Here is a 15,890-nt window from a genome sequence, read left to right on the forward strand (position 1 = left end):
AAAGAAAAAACAATATAATTTTCTGAATTTTTTTGCTAAAATCGAAATAATTAACATGGTGAAGATATCACCTTGTTAATAAAAACATTCTTAGGGTATTTAGTCATAGTTCGTTTTTTACATACTCCATTCATTTCATAGTAAATAAACCGAGTATGTGTCATATCCCCCACTAATGATTAAAAACTCAGAATGAAAACCAGTTAACACATATAAAAAATAACGGGGTGAGGGGCATATGAATCAACAAGTAGAACAAACAGATTTAAAACGTACAATGAAAAGTAGACACCTATTTATGATTGCACTTGGTGGTGTTATCGGAACTGGCCTATTTATGGGATCTGGTCAAATCGTCCATAACGCCGGCCCTGGTGGTGCTATTCTTGCATTTTTAGTCGGTGGATTTGTTATGTATTTAACGATGTTATGTCTTGGTGAATTATCTGTTGCTATGCCAGAAGCAGGTTCATTCCAAAGCTATGCAAGCAAATTTATTTCACCTGGTTTTGGTTTTGTTGTCGGTTGGATGTATTGGTTAAATTGGGCTGTTACAGTTGGAGTAGAGTTAACAACTGTAAGTATTTTAATGAAACGCTGGTTTCCAGATGTTTCTTCGTGGATTTGGTGTGTTACATTTGCAGCAGCACTCTTTCTTGTAAACGCTCTATCAGCAAAAGCATATGCAGAAGCAGAATTTTGGTTCGCTAGTGTAAAAGTCGCAACCATCGTTATTTTCATCGTACTCGGTGGTGCAGTTATGTTCGGTCTACTAGACTTTAACGGAAAACCAGCTCCAATGCTTCACAATTTCACTGAAAATGGCGGATTATTTCCGAATGGTACATTGGCTGTTCTTCTTACGATGATTACAGTGAATTATTCTTTCCAAGGAACAGAATTAATCGGAATCGCTTCAGGAGAAAGTGAGAATCCTGAAAAAACAATTCCAAAAGCAATCAAAAATACCATTTGGCGAACGCTATTCTTCTTCGTCCTAGCCATATCAGTTGTTGTAGGTTTACTCCCGTGGCAAGAGGCTAATCTAGTCGAAAGTCCATTTGTACTTGTATTTGATGTAGCTGGTATTCCATATGCAGCAGACATTATGAACTTTGTTATTATTACAGCTGTATTATCCGTAGCCAATTCTGGTCTATACGCAAATTCACGTATGCTTTGGGCGATGGCAAAACAAGGAATGGCAAGTCCAGCATTTACGAAGTTAACGAAAAAAGGTGTACCACTAAACGCATTGATTTTCAGTCTAATCTTTGCAAGTCTATCCCTATTAACAAGTATATTTGCAGCAGATACTGTCTTTTTAGTTTTAACATCTATCGCAGCAATGGCTGCCGTTGTCGTTTGGATGTCAATTGCGGCTTCACAGTTTTTCTTCCGTAGAAACTTCGTGAAAAACGGTGGTGACATCAATGATTTAAAATATCGCACACCACTTTATCCGCTCGTTCCAATCGTAGCATTCTCACTCAATTTCATTACATTTGTAAGTTTAGCTTTCATTCCAGATCAGAGAATCGCTCTTTATTGCGGTATTCCATTTATGGTTATTTGTTACATTTTATATCAAGTGAAATATAAAAAAATTGTCACATTTGAACAACAAATAAGTCTAAAAAAAGAAGTAAACTAAATATACAAAATATTCAGCTATCTTTCTTATCATAAGATAGCTTTTTTCTATTTCTTGGGTATCCTGGTATAACTTTATTTATCTTAAAATTTTCACAATCGCATTTTTCTCTGGAAAATAGTTTACAATGTAATCAAGTTACAAATGATATTCACCTTAAAAAGTGTGCATTTGTGTCTATTTTTTAACAATATCTCAAAAACTATTGCCTTCTATAAATTAATAGGTTTATATTGTTTTATTGGCATAGTTTCAATCCAAGGAGAAAGGAGATTTTCAATCGTGCAACTAAAGAAAGCGTTTTGGAAGTTGGCTTCGCTTCTTCCGTTATCATTACTTCTGTTCCTCGGTGGCTGTGATAAAAAACTCGCAGTATTAAATCCGCAAGGACCTGTTGCAAAAGCACAGTATGATTTAATTGTTTGGTCATTCTTGCTTATGTCATTAATTATCGCAATTGTATTCATCTTGTTTACAGTCATCTTGATTCGTTATCGTGAAAAACCAGAGAATATGGACTATGAGCCACCTGAACAACACGGTAACACATTATTAGAAATCATTTGGACGCTTGTTCCTGTTATTATCGTTATCGCATTATCGATTCCAACAGTAAAAGCAACTTATGCTTCGGAAGAGGTTCCGAAAGAGTCCAAACATATTAAACCAGTGGAGATTTATGTTACATCTGCAAACTGGAAATGGTTATTCAGTTACCCAGAGGAAAAAATTGAAACCGTTAACTATTTAAACATCCCAGCTGGTGTACCAATTCAATTCAAACTGACTTCTGTCGGCCCAATGAATGCTTTCTGGGTACCAGAACTTGGTGGTATGAAGTACACAATGGATGGCATGATTATGGACCTTTATTTACAAGCTGATAAGCCAGGTTCTTACCTAGGTCGTAGCGCGAACTTCTCTGGTGAAGGATTTACTCACATGGAGTTCGAAGTTGAAGCAAAAACTAAAGAGAAATATGACAAGTGGGTTAAAGAAGTACAACAAACTGCTCCTAAACTAACAGAAGATAAGTACAACGAAATTGTTAAACCTGGTGTAGTTGGTCGTATGACATTCTCTAGCCATCACTTAAGTTATGTAGATCCAAAATCACTTGAATATTGTGATTACAACTACTACAAAAACAAAAAATAATAGCTATAATTCCAACAGATTGGAGTGAACACAGTGAAGCTTGATGAATTCTTTGTCACAGGTGACCCGATTATTTACGGTGCAGACGCTTCTATCGTTCTTGTGACATTAGCAATCATTTTCGTACTAACAAAGTATAAAAAATGGAAATGGCTTTGGGACGAATGGTTAACAACTGTTGACCATAAAAAAATTGGGGCCATGTATATTATCTCTGCGGTTATTATGTTATTCCGTGGTGGTATGGACGGTTTAATGATCCGTGCACAGTTAACATTCCCAGAAACAACTTATTTAAACGCTGAACACTATAACGGAATCTTCACAACACACGGTACAGTTATGATTCTTTTCATGGCGATGCCATTCGTTATGGGATTAATGAACCTTGTAGTACCATTACAAATTGGTGCTCGTGACGTTGCATATCCGTTCTTAAATGCTTTAAGTTTCTGGTTATTCTTTGTCGGAGCAATGTTATTCAACATCGCTTTCGTAATTGGTGGTTCTCCAGACGCTGGGTGGACTTCTTACTTCCCAATGGCAGGTACAGAGTTTACTTCTGGTGTAGGAAATAACTACTATGCAATTGCATTACAGATTTCAGGTCTCGGTACGTTAATGACAGGTATTAACTTCCTTGTTACTATCTTAAAAATGCGTACACCTGGTATGACTTTAATGAGAATGCCAATGTTTACTTGGTCAATCTTAATTACAACAATTATCATTATTTTCGCTTTCCCAGTATTAACAGTTGCTCTTGCATTAATGACATTTGACCGTCTATTCGATGCTCACTTCTTTACGATGGCGAGCGGCGGTATGCCAATGTTATGGGCCAACCTATTCTGGGTATGGGGTCACCCTGAAGTATATATCGTTATTTTACCGGCATTCGGTATTTTCTCTGAAATCATTAGTACATTCTCACGTAAACGTCTATTCGGTTACAGTGCGATGGTATACTCAATGGTTGCAATTTCTTTACTAAGTTTCGTCGTATGGCTTCACCACTTCTTCACGATGGGTGCAGGTCCGGCGGTTAACTCATTCTTCTCGATTTCGACAATGGCGATTTCGATTCCAACCGGGGTTAAAATCTTTAACTGGTTGTTTACACTGTATAAAGGACGTATTCGTTTTACAGTTCCAATGCTTTGGTCATTGGCATTTATTCCAAACTTCGTAGTCGGTGGGGTTACAGGGGTTATGCTTGGTATGGCAGCAGCTGATTATCAGTACCATAACAGCTACTTCCTAATCGCTCACTTCCACTACGTATTAATCGCAGGTACAGTATTCGCTATGCTTGCTGGATTCACATTCTGGTATCCAAAAATGACTGGTCATATGTTAAATGAACGCCTAGGTAAATGGACATTCTGGATCTTTATGAGCGGATTCAACATCTGTTTCTTCCCAATGTACTTCTTAGGTTTAGACGGTATGACTCGTCGTATGTACACTTACTCTGAAAGCCTTGGATGGGGATGGCTAAACCAAATCGCATCTGTCGGTGCAGTAATGATGGGTATTGGTTTCGTACTTCTTTGTTACAACGTAATTTGGAGTGCTCGTCACGGTGAACGTGACACAACTGGAGATCCATGGGATGGCCGTACACTTGAATGGGCAACTCAATCTCCTGTACAACATTACAACTTCGCGAAACTTCCTGAAATCAAAGAAGCTGATGCTTTCTGGTACATGAAGAAACGCGGAGAAACAGTTACACCAGCAGCAGAAGATATCAAACCAATTCACATGCCAAGTAACTCTGGCGTGCCTATTATTGCGTCTTTATTCTTCGGTCTTGCAGGTTTCGCATTAGTATTTAGCTGGTTCTGGCTTGCAGCAATCGGCGGCGTTGGTATTTTAGCTTGCTTAATCTATCGTTCATTCGATTATGATGAAGGTTACTATATCAGTGTTGATGAAATTAAAAAATCAGAACATGTAGCATGAGAGGTGAAATGATATGGCGGCTTTAGATAAAAGCTTACCTTTGGAATATCAATCCGAACAAAGCAGATTGAATATCCTAGGATTCTGGATTTTTCTTGGGGCTGAAATTATGCTGTTCGCAACACTTTTCGCCTCTTATCTAGTACTCGCTGGTCGTACGGCAGATGGCCCAACACCAGCACAACTGTTTGAACTTAAAACGCTTTTAATTCAAACATTACTACTTTTAACAAGTAGTTTCACATGTGGTATCGTGATTCACGAAATGCGTAAGCACAACCAAAAAGCAATGCTTGGATGGTTCGTCCTTACATTACTTTTAGGTGCAGGCTTCCTATTCTTCGAGATTGAAGAGTTCATTATGTATATTGGTGAAGGCGCAACAATTCAAACAAGTGCTTTCCTATCTGGATTCTTCGTTCTTCTTGGAACACACGGAGCCCACGTAACAGGCGGTATCATTTGGGCAATTTGTGTTATTATCCAAATTTTAAAACGAGGTTTAACACCAGTTACAGCTCGTAAAGTATTCATTATCAGCTTATACTGGCATTTCCTTGATCTAGTTTGGGTCTTTATTTACACACTAGTTTACTTGAACGGGATGGTGGCGTAAATGGGTCAAAATAACAACCAAGCAAACGGGCATGCGCATAGCGGATTCCCTTGGTCACACGTTTTCGGATTTATTTTATCGCTTGCACTAACGTTTCTAGCTCTATACGTGGCACTTTATACAAGCCTGCCACTATCAACGATCTTAACTACCATTATCATAATGGCTGTTGCGCAAGCGTTGTTACAATTAATTATGTTCATGCATTTAAAAGAAGGAGAAGGAAGAGTTCAAATTCTTACTATGATCTACAGTTTCTTCGTTGCAACTGCAACAGTTGGTTTAACTGTATGGATCTTCTTCTCAATGTAATGTACATGAAAAAGACTGCTGAGATTGCTCAGCAGTCTTTTTTTATTCCCTCCACTATTACATCCACATTACGGAATTAACAACAGAATCATGAAAAATATACTTATTATGACAAATGTTAAGAAAACTCTTTCTTTATGAAATCGAATCCATATGCGTTGCTTTTCTACCTATTATATGGCTAAATAAGTACTATATTTATTTGAAGGGAGAGAACGCAATGGAACATCACACTTCTGTTCTATCACTTATGGTTGTCGTTGCAATCGCGTTTTTCGTTCCCCTTTTGTTACAACGCTTTAAATTAAAAGCACTTCCTGTCGTTGTTGCAGAAATCATCGCAGGAATCTTTGTAGGTAAAAGTGGGTTTAATATTATTGAGCCAGATATGTGGCTTCAAGTCTTATCGACACTAGGATTTATCTTTCTTATGTTTTTAAGCGGTTTAGAAATTGATTTTTCTATCTTTAAACAAAAAGGGAAAAAGAACACGACAAACGAACCAAACACATTCCAAGCAGCAAGTATTATCTTCTTATTTATTTTCATCTTATCTTATGCCCTATCACTACTATTCGTATGGCTAGGATTTGTAGATAATGCAATGTTTATGACTTTAATCATTTCAACAATCTCTTTAGGCGTTGTCGTACCAACATTAAAAGAGAATAACTTAGGAAAAACAGCAATTGGACAAATCATTTTATTAGTCGCTGTTATTGCGGATTTAGTTACAATGATTTTACTCGCTGTTTTCGTCGGATTAAATTCCGAAAGCGGCCAAAGCATGTGGCTCCTTCTTCTTCTATTCGGCGCTGGTATTGTTATTTACTTCGTTGCAAAACGTTTTAAAAACATTCCATACTTGGATAGCTTAAAAGCTGGAAGTGTACAAATTGATACACGAGCTGTTTTTGCACTCATCTTAATATTAGTTGGGTTATCTGAATCCGTTGGAGCTGAAAATATTTTAGGTGCCTTCTTAGCAGGTGTACTCGTATCATTATTATCACCAAATGAAGATATGGTTGAAAAACTGGATTCTATCGGATACGGTTTCTTCATTCCTATTTTCTTCGTAATGGTTGGTGTAAATTTAGAGGTTTGGTCTATTTTTAAAGAGCCTTCTAGTATGCTCATGATTCCAATTCTAATTGTAGGACTCTTTATCTCAAAACTGTTACCATCACTCGTTTTACGAAAATGGTATCCACGTAATATCGTACTGGGGAGTGCCATCTTATTAACATCGACACTTTCTTTAGTTATTGCAGCTGCACAAATTGGTGAAAAGTTAGGGATCATCAGTCCAAGTTTATCCGCTTCCCTTATTTTAAGCGCAGTTATTACTTGTATTTTTGCACCTATATTATTTAAAAAGATGTTCCCAAAAGTGGAAACACCAAAACCAAAAGTTTCTATTATTGGTGCGAGCAGAATTACCCTTCCGTTATCACTTGATTTAAAACGAGAAGATTATGACGTAACACTATATATGATGCGTCAAAACAAAATAAATGATCAGGAAGCGAAATCACATGACTTTCCTATCGTGAAATTAGATGACATCACAATTGCATCGTTAACTGAACAAACAGCCTTTCATGCAGACCGAGTTGTTGTTGCAACAAGTGATGATGAGCAAAACTTATTATTAGCAGAACACGCAAAAGAACTAGGTGTTGAACATGTTATTGCAAGTGTAGAAGATCCACTTCTACAAGAAAAAGCAACGCAAGAACATATCGCTGTCTTCTCAACAATTAACTCTACACGTATTCTATTACGTGCGCTAATTGATAAGCCGAGTCTCGTTCGCTTAATTACAACAGCAAACGAAACAGTCCGTGAAGTTGAACTACGGAGCAATAAATATAATGGTGTTGCACTTCGTCGCCTTCCGTTTTTAGGTGATGTACTAGTCATTCAAATTTATCGTGGGAATAAAGCATTAATCCCACATGGTGATACAAGACTACAACACGGTGATACATTACTTGTAACAGGCTCAAAAGAACATATCGATACACTAAAAAGCATATTAGAATAGAAAAATGCCCCTCACATAATTGAGGGGCATTTTTTTCCATTTCATATGGTAAAATGTTACTATCACATATTATGAGGATGGATTACATTATGTCTATTATAACTTTAGCTCTCTTATTATTAGCCGAAATACTCGTGGCCATTATTCTCATCGGTGTTAGCATTGAAATTTGTAGTTACGGATGGAAAAAGTCGAATGGAATAAAATACTCTTGCCTCTTACTTTCACTCCTTCTCGGAACCGCTAGCATACTCGGACTTTTCGCCGCACCTGCCTATTTCTTTATACAATTAACAGAAAAAGCGTTATAAGAAAGGATGTTACTATGCTTACCGTGAAAAATATTGATGGATCTGAAACTTACGTATTACGTCAAAAAATTTTGCGCCCGAGTCAAACATTAGCAGATTGTAAATACCCTTCCGACTATGAAACAGACAGCTTTCACCTAGGGGCATTTATAAATGATAAACTAATTAGTATCGCTTCCTTCTCAAAAGAAATATATCCTGACCTACCTACAGGTATTCATTATCGTCTACGAGGAATGGCCACATTACCTGAATTTCGAAACAACCACGCTGGAAGCTCCTTAATTCAGAAAGCAGAACAAATCTTACAAGAGCGTCAAGCAAATATATTATGGTGTAATGGCCGAATTACTGTGTCTGACTATTACAAGCGCTTAGGCTTCCAAGAACATGGTGAAATCTTTGAAATTGAACCAATTGGCCTTCATAAAGTACTGTATAAAAGAATATAAAAAAAGCTTTCCGCAATACGGGAAAGCTTTTCTTATATTTCAATCTTCACTTTTTATTTTTTTCATATATATGTATATAAACAGACTAGGAACTAAAAAACAAACTAACATAATAAGTCCTGTCATACTAATTTCTTTTATTGAAATATCTGGTGTTACAACGATACAAATAGCTAAAATCCCAATAACAATGCTCACCGGAACGAATAATAGCTTCATAAGATAACTGCGTGATACTCCGCCCGTATGCTCATACACTTCCACTGAATTTTTCAAGTTTAAAAAGTTAATAACTACGATCCCGCCCATAAACACCACTAATAAATCCGAAACACTTTCATATCCTGCATCTTGCAAAACGTAGCGATAAAAAACAATACCTAGTATGACAATATTTTGTAAGATGAAAACGAGTCTAATATGTTTTAGCCCCTCAATCATTAAGCGTTCATCTTTCACGATTCTCATCCCCTCACTCCTTTTCCTCCCAAAATAAATCATTCAAAGTTTTATCTACTGCATAACAAATTTTCAAACATAAATCTAAAGATGGGTTGTATTTCCCCTTCTCAATTAAACTAATCGTTTGCCTTGTAACGCCTACTTTTTCTGCTAATTGTTGCTGTGTTAAATCTAACTGAACACGCGCGACTTTTATTTTACTTACAGCCATCCATGTTCCCTCCTCTACCTTAGAGTAACATATATATTCCATTATGTAATTTATATTTTTCGTAACTACTTATAGTTTCACTTTATTATACACAAAAAAGGGGCCTCTCATAAAAAGCCCCCTCTCCTATATCTATATTATAAGAATAAATGACATCCAAATAAAATTGTAAATAAGTATAGTAACGGATGTACTTCCATCCCTTTCCCCTTCACAATTTTTAAGACTGGATACACTAAAAATCCAATTGCAATTCCATTCGCAATACTAGACGTTAACGGAATACCAACGAAAATTAAAAATGCTGGTAATGCATCTTCAAATTCATTCCAATTAATATCACGAATACTTTGTGCCATTAAACTACCTACAATAATTAATGAAGGAGCTGTAATAGCGGCTACGCTTGATAAAGAAGCAATAACAGGGCTAAAGAATGCCGTTATAATCGTTAGGCCGACTACTACAATACCTGTTAATCCCGTTTTACCACCTGCAGCAATACCAGCTGACGATTCAATCGTCGCTGCTGTTGGGCTTGTCCCAAAGATAGAGCCTGTAGTACCGCCAATTGCATCCGCAATAAATGCTTTACCAAAACGTTTCTCTGTATTATCTGTAATTAAACCTGCTTGTTTAATTAAACCGAGTAATGCTCCTGTTGTATCAAATAACAGTACAAGTAAAAATGAAAATACAACGCCATATAATCCGTATTCAATTACATCTGAAAAGGCGTTGATTGGATTTGAAACGATAATCCCCTCTGGTAAATGAGGCATCGCAACAATTTTATCCGTAAACTTCAGCTGCCCTGTAAAGAAGGCGATAATTCCTGTCACAATCATACTAATAAATAATGCACCGCTCACACGCAATGTCATTAATACCGCCGCTAAAATCAAACCAATTAAAGTTAAAATAACGGCTGGAGAATGGAAATCACCAATCGTAACTAAGTTAGATGGATGATCAACGATAATTCCAGATAGACGTAATCCAATAAAAGCAATAAATAACCCAATTCCACCTGCAATTGCATGTTTTAAACTATCAGGAATTGCGACAATAAGCTTTTGCCTAAATGAAGTGAAAGATAATAAAAGAAAAATGATACCTGTTACAAATACTGCTGAAAACGCAATGACATATGTAATCCCCTCTGCCTGTTGAACGACAGAATAAGCAAAATACGCATTCATTCCCATAGCTGGAGCAATAACAATTGGATAGTTAGCTAAAAACGCCATACATAGCGTCCCTACAACAGTCGCAATAATCGTTGCCGTAAAAGCTTGATCAAATGGTACACCTGCATCAGATAATATTTTCGGATTGATGACAAGAATATACGCAAATGTAAAAAAAGTTGTGATGCCAGCTAAAAGCTCTTGCTTCACAGAAGTGTTATATTTTTGTAATTGAAACATGGTTATGTACCCTTCCTACATCTAAATTATTATCACACATTCTTTTCTTACTAGTATGTGAGAAAAATATAATACTTAATCTTAACAATCAATAAAAAGAAGAGTCAATATATTCGCTAATAGTTCGAATTTTAAGTTTAAGTCTGACAAGCACAGATGTAGTACAGTTAATAATGATTATTTTTGTAGCATAACAGATAGAAATGTTTTATAATTTGAAATAGTTAAATATTTAGTAAACGCATTCAAATATCGTTCACTCTACAAGGGGGATTCTTCTTATGCAGCACACAAACAAATCTGGAACTTTAAACCGAGGTTTAAAAGAACGACATATTACTTTAATGTCACTCGGTTCAGCTATTGGCGTTGGACTATTTTTAGGATCTGCTTCTGCAATTAAACTAGCTGGCCCTTCTATTTTACTAGGCTATATGATTGCTGGACTCGTTATTTTTTTCATTATGCGAGCACTCGGAGAAATGGCAATTGAACAACCTGTTGCTGGCTCTTTTAGTAAATATGCATATGATTATCTTGGACCACTAGCTGGCTATATTACCGGTTGGAACTACTGGTTCTTATGGGTTGTTACTTGCATGGCTGAAATTACGGCTGCTGGCATTTACATGCAGTACTGGTTCCCAGATATTCCACGCTGGACTTGGGCTTTACTCGCTCTATTATTAATGAGTGCTTTCAACTTTTTATCTGTAAAAGTATTTGGAGAACTTGAATTTTGGTTTGCTCTTATTAAAATTGTCACAATTATCTGTATGATAGTAGTTGGGGCAGGTATTATTTTATTTGGCTTCGGAAACGGTGGTATCGCTACTGGCATTTCAAACCTTTGGTCACATGGTGGCTGGTTCCCAAATGGTTTTTCTGGGTTACTCCTCTCCATGCAAATGGTGCTATTCGCTTATTTAGGCGTTGAATTAATCGGCGTTACAGCGGGTGAAGCGCAAAACCCGAAAAAAACACTCGCAAAAGCAATCGATAACGTATTTTGGAGAATATTACTGTTCTACGTTGGGGCTCTATTCGTTATGATGGCAATTTATCCATGGAACGAACTTGGTGAGAAAGGAAGTCCATTTGTATTAACATTCCAGCAAATCGGTATCGCAAAAGCAGCAGGAATTATTAACTTTGTCGTATTAACAGCAGCTCTTTCTTCTTGTAATGGTGGTTTATTTAGTACAGGCCGTATGCTGTATACATTAGCTCAACAGAAAAAAGCTCCGGAAAGATTCGGTCGTTTAAATAAAAATGGCATTCCAAGCCAAGGAATTGTAGCAACAGCAATCGTTTTACTCGTTGGTGTTATATTAAACTATCTTGTGCCCGCAAAAGTATTTACATGGCTCACTAGTATTTCAACTTTCGGGGCAATTTGGACTTGGGGTATTATATTAGTCGCTCAAATTAAGTTCCGTAAAAGTTTACCTGCGCAAAACAAACAAAAGTTATCGTATAAAATGCCTTTATACCCATTAAGTTCATATTTCTCACTTGCTTTCCTTGCACTAGTCTTATGTATAATGGCGTATTCAGAAGATACAAGGATTGCATTAATTGTTGGACCAATTTGGCTTATCGGTTTAGCTGTCGTGTATTACATGAAAGGTTTTCATAAAATTGATGAAACACCTAATTCAAAAATTAGTTAAGCAAAACATCCCTTCCTTATTACTTGGAAGGGATATTTTTATGCCTATATAAATATTTCTCAACAAATTTCACGGTATTTTTACAAATTTTTAATATTTTTTATGTTTTCCGTCTTTATTTTTACAGAAAAATAAATTACATTATTAAAGCACATATATTTATTATTAGGGGGATTCTTCTATGAAGAATAAAAAATGGATTACATTTTCTTTAGCAACAGCAATTACACTAAGTATAGGGGCTTCGTTCATACCATCTACTTATGCAGAAAGCTCTATAGACCCAGCTCCTGAAATTGCTGCAAAAGTTGTAAATCAAAACAATGGGAAAAAAGTATTATTCGATAATACACACGGTCAAACTGCCGGGACTGCTGACTGGGTTATCGATGGTGGCTTTTCTGATTTCGGAAACGGCATTGCCCAAAACGGCTATCATGTAAAAGAACTTCGTAAATCAACACCGATTACATACGAAGATTTAAAAGACTACAATGTGTTTATCGTTCCAGAAGCAAATATTCCTTACAAAAAATCTGAACAAGATGCTATGTTACAATACGTGAAAAATGGCGGTAGTATTTTCTTCATTGCCGATCATTATAATGCAGATCGTAATAAAAATCGCTGGGACTCTTCTGAAGTATTTAACGGATATAGACGCGGTGCTTGGGATAATCCAGCAAAAGGAATGTCTACCGAAGAAGCAAATTCACAAGCTATGCAAGGAGTAGAAAGCTCTGATTGGCTATCTGACAACTTCGGTATTCGCTTCCGCTATAATGCAATCGGTGATGTTTCCGCTAAAAATATTGTATCACCTGAACAATCATTCGGAATTACAGAAGGGGTTTCATCTGTAGCAATGCATGCTGGTTCTACTTTAGCAATTACAAATCCAAAACTAGCAAAAGGACTTGTTTATCTTCCAGAGAACCCATCAAAATGGAATAACGCTGTCGATAGCGGTGTGTATAACGGCGGTGGTGTTGCAGAGGGCCCTTATGCTGCGATCGCAAAAGTAGGACTTGGAAAAGCTGCCTTTATTGGAGACTCTTCTCCTGTTGAAGATGCTACGCCAAAATACGTTCGTGAAGACTCTGGCCAAACAAAGAAAACTTACGATGGATATAAAGAAGAAAACGATGCGATCTTACTAGAAAATATCGTAAAGTGGCTATCGAATAAAGAAACATTTACAAGTTTAGACCAAGTAAATGGTTTACAACTTGATTTACCTACCACTTTACAAACATTTGAACAACCAAGCTTATCAACCGAACCACAACCTGAACCTTGGAGTGCGCCAAATGCAGGTTATCAATGGTTTAATACAAATACTTTTAAACCTGGTTCATATGGCTATAACGGTGCAGTAACAGCAAATGACTACGTAGTTACACACCCTAGCACTCTACCAAACAATGAAGTGTTCCAAATCAAAATTCAAGTAAATAACTTATTACCAAATACAACATACACTAATTACTCTTTAGGTATATTCACTACTGGTGGTACACAAGTAGCAAAAGTTCAAAATACAAACGGCACTTGGCCATCTACTTTCGGATATAGTAGTGCATTTTCTTTCACAACAAATAGCTTAGGTTCTGCTGAAAAAATTGTGAACGTACAAATCGATCCAAATACTACTGGACAAGCAACACTTCGTCTACGCCAAAATACAACAGCGAAATATAATGAAGCTGTAACGATTAATAAGAAATAATGAAAAAGGCAATCCAGATATGGATTGCCTTTTTCATTATTTCTCTTCTTTTGAGAAAAACATTCTTGAAATAACGATACCTATACTACCTACTATTAAGAATAACACCGCCCTGATCATCATTGAAACTTCTGGTAAGTCTAGAAGGAATAGCTTTCCTATCGTTACGACTAACACGACTAAGCCTGCATACAATATTTCATTCATATTTTTATTCCGTCCAAACCAAACTGCAAATAATGCATATACCATCCATAATAACGATACAGATACATTTATTATGCTTCCATCTGTGGACAAAACTTCACCGATTCTAGTAATTGTAATAAATACAATCACCATAAACCAATAGAGTGCTATAGAATACACATACTTGCCAAAGCTTGCTAATACTTCTTTCGCTTGTCTCATGCAATAATAGAACGTTCCTATTAAAATAAGATGAGCAACAAAGCCTGCCGAAATAAATTGATCAAACGGGCTAAAAATCGTCTGTATCATTCCAATTGCATAAACCGTCGCACTAACATACAATTTTATCTGTTGTTTTCCTTTAATAGAAGTAAACATACCAAGGAAACCTTGTAATAATAGTACAATCGCTGCATTCACTAAACTATACTCATATAAAATCGCTAAACTAAATGCTCCCATTGCGAAACCAAATAAAAGATTTGTAAATGTAGAATTTCTATTATTCCTATATTCAAACACAAACATAACAGCGTGCACGAGTGCACTTATCATTAATCCCCATGTTGTAAATTCAGGTATTTTTGAAATGGCTATTATAAAGAAGGCTGCATTTGCACTAAATATCGCCAAGCGTGGCTCTACTATAAAACTTCTCTCTGTAAACACATGCCAAAATAATAGTAAGTGAATCAAACCATAAACTACTGTTAACTGGACTTGCAAATCCTCTACTAACATTGACATAACAGCAAAAAAGACAAAAAGAACAATAGCAGCAACAACATAAGAAATCATATATAAATACTGATAACGATTTTTCAACGCATACCATAATAAGCTGAGCGTTAGTATCATCTCATATCCAAAGAAAATATACGGATTAGGAGTCGTACTATTTAATAAGAATGGCACGAAGAAAGCTCCTACCGCTACGAATATAGTAAGATATTCCGATTGATACCTCTTCGCTATATAAATACCTAAAATGACCCATGCAATATTACATACAAACGCAACACTCGCTGGAATAAATCCATATAAATAATGTGCCGCAAATGTCGTTAAAACTATACCCGTAATACTTCCTCCTGCTAGTACTAACCCTAATGCTTGCCGCTCGCGTTTAATTTGAATATCCCCTATATAATAAAAACCGATTGAGAGGACAATACCAAACACAATTCGTATTGCTGGTGTTAATAATCCTGCATCTACCCCTGCTTTAAATAACCAAATTACTCCAAGCAACATAATACCGACAAATATGCGTGGTAACCACGTTTGGCAAAACTTAATAATATTAAATGGTTCCGGCTTAAAAGCAGATATATCCACTTGTTTTACCTCACGTTCTTGCACAGGCTCTTTTATTGTAGCTACTTCTACTTTTTGTCTTTCCTCCATCACCGTATCAATATATTCTTTCTTTTCCTTACTAACATGTTGCTGAGCATTTTCTACTTCTATTTCTCTTTGTTTTGCTTTCAATTCAAAAAGTGCTTCTTGAATCGTTTCAATTGCCGTTTCAAGTGCTTCTATTTTCTTATTTAAATCTTCCTTCATACGCTCCCCCCTCATCATCCGTTCGAAACCTATATATTACCAATTATCTTTATCATACTCTTAGTCTATTCATTTTCAATACTATTTTTCCAAAAAAAGAAAGGTG

14 protein-coding genes are annotated in these 15,890 nt (G+C 36.3%); 10 read left to right on the forward strand and 4 right to left on the reverse strand.

The window, feature by feature from the left end; all coding sequences use genetic code 11:
• Positions 1–238: 238 nt before the first annotated feature.
• From ACTFRS_RS23815 to ACTFRS_RS23850, 8 genes are all read left to right on the forward strand, one after another.
• On the forward strand, positions 239–1,654 hold the full coding sequence (locus tag ACTFRS_RS23815; RefSeq protein ID WP_439195514.1) for an amino acid permease: 1,416 nt from the start codon (positions 239–241) through the stop codon (positions 1,652–1,654).
• Positions 1,655–1,936: 282 nt separating this feature from the next.
• On the forward strand, positions 1,937–2,812 hold the full coding sequence (locus ACTFRS_RS23820) for a cytochrome aa3 quinol oxidase subunit II (RefSeq protein WP_001176167.1): 876 nt from the start codon (positions 1,937–1,939) through the stop codon (positions 2,810–2,812).
• Positions 2,813–2,845: 33 nt separating this feature from the next.
• On the forward strand, positions 2,846–4,780 hold the full coding sequence (qoxB, locus tag ACTFRS_RS23825; protein ID WP_139869421.1) for a cytochrome aa3 quinol oxidase subunit I: 1,935 nt from the start codon (positions 2,846–2,848) through the stop codon (positions 4,778–4,780).
• 13 nt (positions 4,781–4,793) lie between these two features.
• A complete protein-coding gene (gene qoxC / locus ACTFRS_RS23830; protein WP_000729317.1) occupies positions 4,794–5,396 on the forward strand; it encodes a cytochrome aa3 quinol oxidase subunit III in 603 nt (200 codons plus the stop codon).
• Positions 5,397–5,708 (forward strand): cytochrome aa3 quinol oxidase subunit IV, encoded by a 312-nt coding sequence (gene qoxD, locus ACTFRS_RS23835; protein ID WP_139869420.1) that lies wholly within the window; start codon positions 5,397–5,399, stop codon positions 5,706–5,708. It begins immediately after the preceding gene.
• Between the two features lie 220 nt (positions 5,709–5,928).
• Positions 5,929–7,758, forward strand: a complete 1,830-nt coding sequence (locus ACTFRS_RS23840; protein WP_139869419.1) for a monovalent cation:proton antiporter family protein — start codon at positions 5,929–5,931, stop codon at positions 7,756–7,758.
• 53 nt (positions 7,759–7,811) lie between these two features.
• Positions 7,812–8,069 carry a DUF4022 family protein gene (locus ACTFRS_RS23845; RefSeq protein ID WP_003296716.1) on the forward strand — a complete coding sequence of 86 codons (258 nt, stop codon included), beginning with the start codon at positions 7,812–7,814 and terminating at the stop codon, positions 8,067–8,069.
• 14 nt (positions 8,070–8,083) lie between these two features.
• On the forward strand, positions 8,084–8,521 hold the full coding sequence (locus ACTFRS_RS23850) for a GNAT family N-acetyltransferase (RefSeq protein WP_062821498.1): 438 nt from the start codon (positions 8,084–8,086) through the stop codon (positions 8,519–8,521).
• Between the two features lie 39 nt (positions 8,522–8,560).
• Here ACTFRS_RS23850 and ACTFRS_RS23855 read toward each other — a convergent pair whose 3' ends face one another.
• From ACTFRS_RS23855 to ACTFRS_RS23865, 3 genes are all read right to left on the reverse strand, one after another.
• Entirely contained in the window at positions 8,561–8,989 is a 429-nt protein-coding gene (locus tag ACTFRS_RS23855; RefSeq protein ID WP_439195519.1) for a hypothetical protein, read from the reverse strand.
• A 4-nt stretch (positions 8,990–8,993) separates the two neighbouring features.
• Complete coding sequence (locus ACTFRS_RS23860; protein WP_000301182.1) at positions 8,994–9,194, reverse strand: helix-turn-helix transcriptional regulator; 201 nt, start codon at positions 9,192–9,194, stop codon at positions 8,994–8,996.
• A gap of 137 nt (positions 9,195–9,331) precedes the next feature.
• A complete protein-coding gene (locus ACTFRS_RS23865) occupies positions 9,332–10,624 on the reverse strand; it encodes an NCS2 family permease (protein WP_000487209.1) in 1,293 nt (430 codons plus the stop codon).
• Between the two features lie 281 nt (positions 10,625–10,905).
• Between ACTFRS_RS23865 and ACTFRS_RS23870 the strand changes: the two genes are divergently transcribed.
• Positions 10,906–12,297 (forward strand): amino acid permease, encoded by a 1,392-nt coding sequence (locus ACTFRS_RS23870; RefSeq protein ID WP_070805244.1) that lies wholly within the window; start codon positions 10,906–10,908, stop codon positions 12,295–12,297.
• A 181-nt stretch (positions 12,298–12,478) separates the two neighbouring features.
• The gene (locus tag ACTFRS_RS23875) at positions 12,479–14,026 is read left to right on the forward strand and encodes a DNA-binding protein (protein ID WP_439195522.1); all 1,548 of its coding nucleotides are present in this window, start codon (positions 12,479–12,481) and stop codon (positions 14,024–14,026) included.
• Between the two features lie 36 nt (positions 14,027–14,062).
• Here ACTFRS_RS23875 and ACTFRS_RS23880 read toward each other — a convergent pair whose 3' ends face one another.
• On the reverse strand, positions 14,063–15,784 hold the full coding sequence (locus ACTFRS_RS23880) for a DUF2339 domain-containing protein (protein ID WP_439195523.1): 1,722 nt from the start codon (positions 15,782–15,784) through the stop codon (positions 14,063–14,065).
• Positions 15,785–15,890: the final 106 nt, after the last annotated feature.

Origin of the sequence: Bacillus cereus group sp. MYBK139-1 (genome assembly GCF_051916915.1) — a bacterium.
GTDB lineage: Bacteria > Bacillota > Bacilli > Bacillales > Bacillaceae_G > Bacillus_A > Bacillus_A pacificus.